This window comes from Frankia sp. KB5 (genome assembly GCF_002099325.1).
Classification (GTDB): Bacteria; Actinomycetota; Actinomycetes; order Frankiales; family Frankiaceae; genus Frankia; species Frankia casuarinae.
On record NZ_MRUJ01000289.1, the window covers coordinates 1 to 8,916 of the forward strand.

At 70.9% G+C, this 8,916-nt stretch carries 10 protein-coding genes; 2 read left to right on the forward strand and 8 right to left on the reverse strand.

Annotated elements, in window-relative coordinates; genetic code table 11:
- The first annotated feature begins 422 nt into the window (after positions 1-422).
- Positions 423-875, forward strand: coding sequence for a deaminase (locus tag KBI5_RS22530; RefSeq protein WP_011436565.1), 453 nt, complete (start codon positions 423-425; stop codon positions 873-875).
- A gap of 523 nt (positions 876-1,398) precedes the next feature.
- Here the strand turns inward: KBI5_RS22530 and KBI5_RS22535 are convergent.
- The 5 genes from KBI5_RS22535 to KBI5_RS28190 all read right to left on the reverse strand — a co-directional run bounded on the left by KBI5_RS22535 (position 1,399) and on the right by KBI5_RS28190 (position 5,410).
- Positions 1,399-1,887 carry a hypothetical protein gene (locus KBI5_RS22535; protein ID WP_035913025.1) on the reverse strand — a complete coding sequence of 163 codons (489 nt, stop codon included), beginning with the start codon at positions 1,885-1,887 and terminating at the stop codon, positions 1,399-1,401.
- 80 nt (positions 1,888-1,967) lie between these two features.
- Positions 1,968-2,492, reverse strand: coding sequence for a DUF6328 family protein (locus KBI5_RS22540; RefSeq protein WP_011436562.1), 525 nt, complete (start codon positions 2,490-2,492; stop codon positions 1,968-1,970).
- A 10-nt stretch (positions 2,493-2,502) separates the two neighbouring features.
- Positions 2,503-3,096 (reverse strand): hemerythrin domain-containing protein, encoded by a 594-nt coding sequence (locus KBI5_RS22545; protein ID WP_085016383.1) that lies wholly within the window; start codon positions 3,094-3,096, stop codon positions 2,503-2,505.
- A 193-nt stretch (positions 3,097-3,289) separates the two neighbouring features.
- Complete coding sequence (locus KBI5_RS22550; RefSeq protein WP_085016384.1) at positions 3,290-3,757, reverse strand: hypothetical protein; 468 nt, start codon at positions 3,755-3,757, stop codon at positions 3,290-3,292.
- A gap of 405 nt (positions 3,758-4,162) precedes the next feature.
- The gene (locus KBI5_RS28190; RefSeq protein WP_011436559.1) at positions 4,163-5,410 is read right to left on the reverse strand and encodes a universal stress protein; all 1,248 of its coding nucleotides are present in this window, start codon (positions 5,408-5,410) and stop codon (positions 4,163-4,165) included.
- Between the two features lie 250 nt (positions 5,411-5,660).
- On the opposite strand from KBI5_RS28190, the gene KBI5_RS22560 reads away from it, so the two are divergent.
- Positions 5,661-6,872 carry an EAL domain-containing protein gene (locus tag KBI5_RS22560; protein WP_085016386.1) on the forward strand — a complete coding sequence of 404 codons (1,212 nt, stop codon included), beginning with the start codon at positions 5,661-5,663 and terminating at the stop codon, positions 6,870-6,872.
- Positions 6,873-6,920: 48 nt separating this feature from the next.
- On the opposite strand, the gene KBI5_RS22565 is transcribed toward KBI5_RS22560, so the two are convergent.
- From KBI5_RS22565 to KBI5_RS26630, 3 genes are all read right to left on the reverse strand, one after another.
- A complete protein-coding gene (locus KBI5_RS22565; protein WP_085016385.1) occupies positions 6,921-7,370 on the reverse strand; it encodes an ATP-binding protein in 450 nt (149 codons plus the stop codon).
- Between the two features lie 182 nt (positions 7,371-7,552).
- Positions 7,553-8,188, reverse strand: coding sequence for an alpha-ketoglutarate-dependent dioxygenase AlkB (locus tag KBI5_RS22570; protein WP_011436556.1), 636 nt, complete (start codon positions 8,186-8,188; stop codon positions 7,553-7,555).
- 65 nt (positions 8,189-8,253) lie between these two features.
- Positions 8,254-8,916, reverse strand: a 663-nt coding sequence (locus KBI5_RS26630; protein WP_157902574.1) for a hypothetical protein, incomplete at its 5' end; no start/stop codon positions are given.

Consider the following 8,916-nt stretch of genomic DNA (forward strand, 5'->3'; position numbering starts at 1 on the left):
ACCCAGCACCCTCCAAGATCAGAGAGATGCAGACTGTTCCGACCTGTCCGACCCTGCCCTACGACACGCCGTTCGACCTCAGGAAAGTCCGGTCAACAGTTCGGTGACCACGATCCGGTCGAACAGCGGACAGCACGCTGCCACGCGTCCCGGGCCTGCCACGCTCCCGAGCGTGGGCTTTGCTGGAGGTGGTGGCTATACCGCGCAGCGTTATCTGCAATGAGCTTTAGGCATTGACATCGACACGGACGGTGCTACGGTTCGCGCGTTGACCGCCCGCCGCGTACGGATCGGGGAAGGCGGCCAGGGATGACGACGCCACGCCCGCGACGCAGTTGCACCCACTGCGGCCACCGGCACGCCACCGGCCATCCGGTCCACCGCCCTGCGGGACCGGACCCCAGGGAAGGAGGAGCCGCTCCATGCCCCAGCTCGACGATCACCGTTGGATGACCCGGGCCATCGAACTCGCCCACCGCTGCCCACCCGCCGCCGGCGCCTACTCCGTGGGCGCCGTCATCGTCGACAAGAACAACCAGGAGATCGCCTTCGGCTTCTCCCGCGAGGTCGACGACGCGGTACACGCCGAGGAGTCCGCACTCGCGAAGATCGGCCCGGGCGACCCTCGGCTCGCCACCGCGACGATCTACAGCACCCTCGAACCCTGCTCCCAGCGCAAGTCCCGGCCCCGCACCTGCACCCAGCTCATCCTGGAAGCAAAGATCCCGCGAGTGGTCATCGCCTGGCGCGAACCCAGCCTCTTCGTCGCCGACTGCCAAGGCTACGAACTCCTCACCCAGGCGGGCGTCACCGTCGTGGAACTACCCGAGCTCGGTGAACAGGCCCGCGCCATGAACGCCCACCTGTCAGTCTGATCCAATTTCGGCTGACGTCCGCTCGGCCTCGGAACGCTCTGGGCCGGTGTCCGCCGCGGTCCGTTGCCCCACGGGGTGGGAAGTTAGTGCCAGGGGTGGAGCGCGCAGGCGCTCGGCAACCCGCGCCACGACCGCGGGATCCGTACTGAAGGTGGTGTCCGGCAGGCCCGGCGCGCGTGCCGGAGCGGTTCTGGCACACCGACCAGATGCGTGATGCCTTCGCGGCCCAGCACATAGGCCGGGTCTCCGCGGCCTATCGCCTGCACCCCCACCACCTCCGGGCCCATCAGCCAGGAACGGCTGGGTCGGTGGCACACCCTGACGCAGGCCCAGGTCAGCCGGATCGAGAGCGGGCCACCTATCCGTGATCTTGACCGGCTGGCGCACTGGGCGCGGACCCCGCGGATGCCGCCGCACCTGCTGTGGTTCGACCTCCCCGGGCGACCCCGGCCGACGCCGGTGACCGTCGCGCTGGCCGCCCGGCCCAGCGGGCAGCTGTCACCGCCGGTCCCGGCGGCCGYGTTCACCCGGTGCCAGTCGCCCTGGTGGTACCAGCAGCAGTCCCGCCCGCCGCGGCGCGGGCGGATCTGGCGTACCCGCCGGCGCCGCGGTCCGCGTCGACCGGAGCACCGACCAGAGCGGCCAGCGTCTGGTCGGTCAGCCTGCGCCACCGAGGGTTCGCCGGCGTGTGTGGGCCGGTGACCGTGAACAGCACCTGGGTGAAGGCGTCGGCCGTGCTGTTGACGAACTGGCGCTGGACCCAGATCGGCGGCTCGGGATCGTCCGGGAGGTACCGCATCCACACCGCCGCTGCGTAGCGCTCGGCGCCGTTCATCAGCGACAAGCCTTCCCGCTCCGGCTGGGTCACGACAGCCACCGGCCGCAGGCCAGTCGCCGTGAACAGTTGCAACCGGAACGTCGTCGGACCCAGCGCCCGCGCGACGGTGAACATGTGCTCGTCGACCACCCGGGTCCGGGGTGATGCCGCCGTCGCCATGGCGCCCAGTTTCACGCGACGGGCAGCGTCAAGCCCGTGCCAAGAGCGGGTACCTGTCCGCACGGCAAGCCGCTGCGAACCGTCTGGGCACCCGGCTACGGTCCGGACGCCCAGCCGCCGGCGGCGAGGCGGATGGCGGCGGGCACGACGGCCCACAGCACGACCAGCACGACGAAGGTGCAGCCCCCGGCGATCCAGCCGGCCGGCGCCCCCCTGACCACGTCGAAGATGAGCAGGACGACCCCGGAGACGGCCACGGCGAACAATGCCAGGCCCACCTGGGCGAGCCGGTTCGCCACCCGGATCAGCGTCTCCTTCTCCTTGCGCCGGAAGACCGCGCGGTGCAGGCTCACCGGCATGATGAGCAGCCCGGTGGCGCTGACCGTCAGCAGCACGATCACGAGATAGAGCGACTTCTGCTCGTTGCTCAACGTCGTGAACCGCTGCTGGAACGGGATGGCGAGCAGGAAGGCGGTCAGCAGCTGCACGCCCGTCTGGACGACGCGCAACTCCTGCAGCAGATCTCCCCAGTTGCGGTACCGGCGTTGCGCCGGGGTCTCCGAAGGGTCCGGCCCGCCGTTCGAGGAGCTCCCCCGGGCGGTGGAACTCCTCGCCGTCATCCCGCCGCCGTCATCCCGCCGCCGCCGTCTGCCGCCGAGCGTCGCGCAGCCGGTCGACGAGGGACACCACCGGCCCGAATACCCGCTGAGCGGTGGGGGATCCCGCGACCGAGGGGTGCGGATGGGTGGGGGCGATCGCCTGAATGGCCCGCAGTCTGYGGCCCAGGCGCACGAGTTCGGATTCGGGACGGACCTGGCGCAGCGCCTCGAACTCCTCCCGCTCCTCGCGCTCGGCGTGTTCCAGCACCGTGTGCTCGAACGCGGCGAGCTTGGCCCCGAACTCGACGCTGCTCGCCTCCATCCGATCGAGGTCGGCGAGGTCCCGACTCGCAGCCTTCTCCTCGTGGTTGCGGGCATCGGTCACCTCGGGCCCCACCACCTGCCGGCTGATCGGGCGCAGCACCACCTCCTCGCCGGTCTCGTGGGCCGCGAGCAGCGCCCGCAGCTCGTCGAACGTCTCCTGGCGGCGTCGGCCCGTCGACGTCCTGACCTTCCCGAACAGCTCGCGGATCTCGGCATGCTGCGCGAGCAGGATCCCGACCACATCGTCCTCGGGGAGCTGACTCGCCCGGGTTCGTTCCCTCGTGGCCTTGCTGACCGTCATCGCACTCTCCTCATCGCGGACCGCGCACCGGACCGTGTCCCTGCTGGCCTGCCCGCTTGGCGGGAACAGGAACCTGGTCCGAGCGGGGGATGCGCCGGACCGGGATGTCCAGGCCCAGGGATGGGCGCTCTGAGAGGAGAGCAGGAGGTTCTTCGGAATTCGGAATCAGGAGGTTCGTCGGCGCCGGGCGGGTCTACCGGCGTTCGAACATCCAGGCCGCGGCCAGCGCTACGCCGACCACGATCCCGACGAGCAGCGCCCCGCCGAACACGAAGAAACCGACCGTCCTGATCAGGGCGATCGCGATCGGCAACGCCGCGGCCAGCAGGAACACGCCGTGGGTGCGCACCGGCGTGTTCACCATGGCGATGATCTTGCGCGGGCCTGTCACCCGGTTGACGTTCAGCTCGTCGGACACCGACGGYATGAGCCGGATCGTCGTCCACGTCAGCAGGACGAAGGCGATCGACAGCCCGAGGGCGTAGAGGAGCCCCACGCCGCGGCCGAAGGCGTCGAACGCCGCACCGGCGCCGATCACGGTGATCATCAGCGGGACGTACCAGGAGGTGGTGCGGTCCTGCCGGGCCTGACCGGCGAGCCAGCGCGCCTGGGCGAACCGTTCGCCGCGCCGACCGGAACCGCCATAGTACTGATCCGCCATAGTCGCTCGACGCTCCCCTCCCACGGCCGGCGCCGTGATGCCCCCGTACCTCACGGGGACATCACGCCCCGATCTGCCCATCCTCCCCCAAGACGAGGGAAAGYCGGGCCGTTTCGGGAGGATCACCTGCCCGCCGCGCCGTCACCGCTGGATCGCGGGCCGCGCTCGGCGGGCCGCGAGAGCCGACACCGCAGGTGGCGCGGCAGGTGGCGCGGCAGGTGGCGCCGCCGGTGACCCGCCGTCCACCCGCTCGGTACGTGCCCGATCGGGCATCCCCGCCCGGGGCCCTCGATCTCGGCCCACGACCCGAAAGCTCGCGGCTCACGGCCCAAGAGCCCACGACCCGAGGGAAAGGGACTCGCACCGGGTCGAAGGTCCGCCGCGGCGGAGTCACCACACGTCGCACTAATCACTACACGTCGTACTTCCGGGCGTGCGGATGACCGCGACCGCGCACTGGGCGTGTGTCACACACTGTGAACTGATGGAGCCCAGCAGCAGCTCGGCGAATCCGCCGCGGCCCCGGGCTCCGATGACCAGGAGCTGCGCCCCCGCCGCGGCCCGCAGCAGGCTGGACGCGGCCGCTCCGCGGATCAGGTCCGTGCGCACATCGAGATCACCCGGCTCGGGCAGACCCACGCGCACCGCCTCGTCCAGCACGGCTCGCGCGGCGCCTTCGAGGGCGGCGTCGACGAGGGCCGTTCCGCCGGATCCCGTCGCATCGAGCGCGGGACCCCCGAACGCGGGACCCCCGAACGCCGACCCCCCGAACGCCGACCCGCCGAGCGCCGCATCGGCGGACCCCGGGTCACCAAATCCTGGACGATCATCGAGTACCGTGCCCCCCGATGCCGTGCCCCGAACTCCACGGCCGGCGAATCCCGGAGCGAAGCCCGTTTCGCCCGGGTCCGTCCGGATGGATCCGGTCCCGCCCGGATCCGTGTCGCCGAGCCCCGCACCAGCCGACGCCGCACCAGCCGGCGCCGCACCAGCCGGCCCGGCACGAACGGCCCCAGCGCCCACCGTGGGTACCGCACCAGCGGACCTGGCACCGCAGAGTCCCAGCCGGACAACGCACTCCGGTGGCAGCGGCGCCCAGGCGTGCATGATGCGCAGCGACGCCCGGCGCAGCGCCGCCTCCTGGGCGGCCCACCGCAGCGCGGCCAACGAGCAGGCGGACCCGTCCACCCCGACGACGACGGGCCCGCTCTCGGCCGGCTCCGCCGACCTGCCGTGGACCACGACCACCGGCACCGACGCCCCGTACACGCACGCCATGCTGACCGAACCGGCCGGCAGGCGGCGCGGCCGGTCACGGCCGCGGGCACCGAGGACGAGCATGACCGCGCCCTCCGACTCGGTCAGTATCGTGTCCACCGGGCTCCCGTACACGGTCCGCTCGACGATCCAGGCGTCGGGCTGGGCCTCRCGGACCCGGTTGACGACGTCGTGCAGCATCCACTGGGCCGTCCAGCGGGGATGCTCCGGTGAGGTGGCGGGCGGCGGCTTCACCCGCGTGCAGAACGGGCCGGCCGCGGCCCAGACGAGCACGGCACGCACCCGCGCGCTACAACGACGCCCCGCGCGCACGGCCCACCGCAGCGCGCGCTCGGCATCTGTCGACCCGTCGATCCCGACCACGATGTCCGCCACGCGACACCGCCTCCCCTCCGAGCATCCTCGCTCGCCGAGCAGGCATCCGTCCCGATCCCGTGTCTACTACAACACGAAGAGACAACGGACGCGAGGGGAGACAGACGGGAGACAGTGGATGGATCTCCCGGCAGTGGCGGACGCCGGTCATGAACAGGTCGATATCGTTCATGAAACGGTAACAGATCTCGGTGCCGACCAGGGTGTGCGCGGAAAACCCGAGGGAACACCAGGAGAGGAGGTGGTACGGATGTCGGTCCGTCCAACCCCCGCCTCGGTGCTCGGGCCGAAGGCCGAGGTTCCCGAGCCGGCGACGGCGGTGGTGGAGCTGCTGGGGATACTGCGCCGCCATCTGGGCATGGATCTTGCCTGGCTCGGTCGCATCGAGGCGGACGTCCTCGTCGTGCAGGTCATCAACGGGGACGGCGCGTCGTTCCAGCTGGCCCCGGGCTCCACCGTTCGGCGCGAGAGCGCCCTGTTCGGACGCGTCCTGTCCGGTGAGTTTCCCACCGTCATCCCGGACACCCGAGCCGATCCGCGCATCCTGCGACTGCCCGTCGTCGACGAACTCGACGTGGGGGCCTACGCCGCCGTGCCGGTGGTCGACAGCGACGGCATCGTCTACGGCCTGGCCGGCTGTCTCGGGCACGGGCCGCATCCGCACCTGCGGCCGCGCGACGGCCGGTTCCTGCGGATGATCGCGGAGATCCTCGGCGATTCCGTGACCGACCTGCACCGGATGTGGGAGGTCCGCAGCCGCGTCTGGCGCGACGTCAGCCATGTGATCGACGGCGGGGGGCCCGCGCTCGCCTTCCAGCCGGTGCTCGACCTCGAACACGGAAAGATCATCGGAGTGGAGGCGCTGTCCCGGTTCTCGGACTACGCCCGCAGCCCGTCACAGTGGTTCACCGCGGCAGGCTCCGTCGGCCTCAACGTCGATCTCGAACTCGCCRCGGTCCGACGCGCGCTCGCCGTGCTGCCCCGGCTGCCGACGCACATGATCCTCGCGATTAACGTCTCGGCGACGACCCTCTCGGCCGGCCTGGTGGACATGATCATGAACGAGGATGCCGAACGCATCCTCGTGGAGATCACCGAGCACGAACGGATCGGCGACACTCCGGCGATCAACCGCGACATCGAGCACCTGCGCCGGCTCGGCGTCCGCATCGCCGCCGACGACGTGGGTACCGGCTATGCCGGGCTGGAACAGCTCGTCCGGCTGCGACCGGAGATCATCAAGATGGACTGCTGCCTGACCCAGGGCATCGACACCGACCCGGCCCGGCGGGCCGTGGCCGCCGGGCTGGTGCACGTCGCCAAGGAGATCGGAGGCAGCGTGGTCGCCGAGGGCATCGAGACCGCGGCCGAACTCCAGGCCACCCGGGAGACCGCGATCCCCTACGGCCAGGGCTTCCTTCTCGGCCCGCCCACCCCCGTCCTGCCCGAGGCCGTCAGGTAAGCCCCGGCGTCAGGTAAGCCCCGGCGCGCCCGGCCGCAGCGGCGGCGGTCAACCATCGACGGCGGGGCTCTCCCGACGCAACCGGAACCAGACGACCTTCCCGTCGCCGGGGATGACGTCGGCGCCCCAGGTCTCAGCGAGCTCGGCCACCAGGTGCATACCCCGCCCGCCGAGCGAGTCGGTGTCGACCTGCTGCACCTGCGGGAGGCGGCTGTCCGGATCCTGGACGCCGACCCACACCTGGTGGTCGGTTGTCCGGATCTCCAGAACCGGCTCACCGCGGCCGTGCACGACGGCGTTGGTGACCAGTTCGCTGGCGAGCAGCACGACGATCTCGGTCAGCTCCGCCGCGAAGCCGGTGCCGGYGAGGCCCGCGGCCAGCCGGACCCGGGCCTGCCGGGGCGCGATCGGGCTGAGCGGCAGCACGAACCTGTCCAACGGCTCGCCGGGCTCGCCGGGCTCGCCCGACTCGCCGGGCAGCTCCGGTTTACCCGTCATGTGAAAGACATTTCCTTGCAATCATGTGGATAAACCCGGTGTCGGAGCTCAGTCCGTGACCCGCGCGAGCACCTCGTCCCAGTCCCGCAGGAAACGATCGAGACCGTACCGGGCCAGGGCCGCCCGCCGGGCCTTCTTCCCGTACGCCCGAGCGAGGTCCACCGAAGCGGGAACGGTCCAGCTCAGCGCACGCCGCGCGGGCGGAACTGAACGCTGATCCGCGGCCCGACCGGCCGCGCCGTCTTGGGCACGGCATGATCCCACGTGCGCTGGCAACTGCCTCCCATCACGAGCAGGTCGCCGTGGCCCAGGTCGTGCCGGATCGCCGGGCCGCCCCCGCCCCGCGGCCGCAGCAGCAACGCACGCGGGGCGCCCAGGACGGCGATCGCGACCATGGTGTCGCGGAACCCACCCGGCCCGACGCGATCGCCATGCCAGGCCACACTGTCACGCCCGTCGCGATACAGGCACAGCCCGGCGGTAGCGAAGCCCTCGCCCAACTCGGCCGCATAGTGCTCGTCGAGGACCCGCTTCGCCGCGCCGAGCGCCGGATCGGGCAGCGACGCACGCTCGTCGTAGAAGGCGAGCAGCCGGGGAATGTCGACGACCCTGTCGTACATCGTCCGCTGCTCCGCCCGCCAGGGGACACGATCGCGCAGCCGCTCGAAGAGCACGTCGGCTCCAACGATCCAGCGGGGCCGCACATCGACCCACGCACCCCGCGCGAGCCCGACTCGTCGGACGGACGTCCCGAGTGGGCCGACCTCGATCGCCGGGGCGTCATCGAGCAACGAGGCCTGGAACGCCGCGATCTCCATGCTTCGACACTACCAAACACACGTTCGAAGACAGGTCTGCGACAAGCCCGAAGGCCCGAAGGCCGTCACAGGTTGACAGGCGAGTAATCGGAGCAGGAATAGACGAGGGTAGCCGGCGGGGTCCCCTCGAACCGCATCGTTCCGATGTACGTCGCCCCCGTCGGCGACTTCCGCGAGGTCTTCAGCTCCACGACAGGCCTACGGATCCCGCTTTCCAACCGAAGGCACGACGTAACCGGCACCCGGAGGTCCGCCGCTCCCGCTGCGGCGAAAAACACGACCGTCCGACCGGCTCCGACGCGTACCTCCAGCACGTTCACGAAGTAGTTGTCGTCGTAAACGCTCACCGCCACCGATGGCATCGTCACCGTGCCGAGGAGCGCGGCCGAGTAGTCCGCCTGGCACGAGTAGCGGAAACGGTAGCTTCCCGGCAGCGCGAGCGAGAACGTCAGTGTTCCGGAATACCGTCCGGAGGAGCTCACCGGCACGTCGGCCTGGACGGGAAACAGCCGGAGCTCGCGAGAACCCGACGAGACCAGCACGCAGGATGTCCGCGGATCCCGCAGGTCGCTACGGCCGGTCGCGTCGAATCCGACCCGCAGCAGGAAGCCGTCCTGCCGGCTTCTGGTGAGAGTTGCGTAATAGTCGGCGCGTAAGAGTTCGGTGATGGCGTGGGTGGGCGGGCCGAAGGCCCGGCCGGTGTTGCCGGTCGGGTGGTTTTCGGCTTG